1 protein-coding gene is annotated in these 394 nt (G+C 61.2%); it reads left to right on the top strand.

Annotated elements, in window-relative coordinates:
* Positions 1 to 382: MaoC family dehydratase (locus tag EN786_RS36250; RefSeq protein ID WP_135910065.1), on the top strand; the 382-nt coding region annotated here is incomplete at its 5' end.
* Positions 383 to 394: the final 12 nt, after the last annotated feature.

Genomic DNA, 394 nt, shown 5'->3' with positions numbered 1-394 from the left:
CGAAATCATCGAATTCGCTGGCGAGTTCGATCCGCAGCCGATGCATCTCGACGAGGAGGCCGGCAAGGCGAGCATCCTTGGCGGGCTTTCGGCTTCGGGCTGGCACACTTGCGCGATGTTCATGCGCATGCTGTGCGACGCCTTCCTGCTGGACTCGACCTCGCAGGGCTCGCCAAGCATCGAGCATGTGAAATGGAAGAAGCCGGTTCTGGCCGGCGATCGTCTCACCGGCAAGCTCACCATCCTCGCCAAGCGTCAGTCGAAATCGAGACCGCAGCTTGGCCTCGTCACGATGCGCAGCGAGCTTTTCAATCAGCGCGGCGAATCTGTCTTCGAGCTCGAGAACACCGGCATGTTCCTCACTCGCGAGGCCGTGGCATGACGCTCGACGAAT

The organism is Mesorhizobium sp. M4B.F.Ca.ET.143.01.1.1, assembly GCF_004792275.1.
Classification (GTDB): domain Bacteria; phylum Pseudomonadota; class Alphaproteobacteria; order Rhizobiales; family Rhizobiaceae; genus Mesorhizobium; species Mesorhizobium abyssinicae.
The sequence above is the reverse complement of the archived record's forward strand: the minus strand, read 5'-3'. Positions and strand labels throughout refer to the sequence as shown.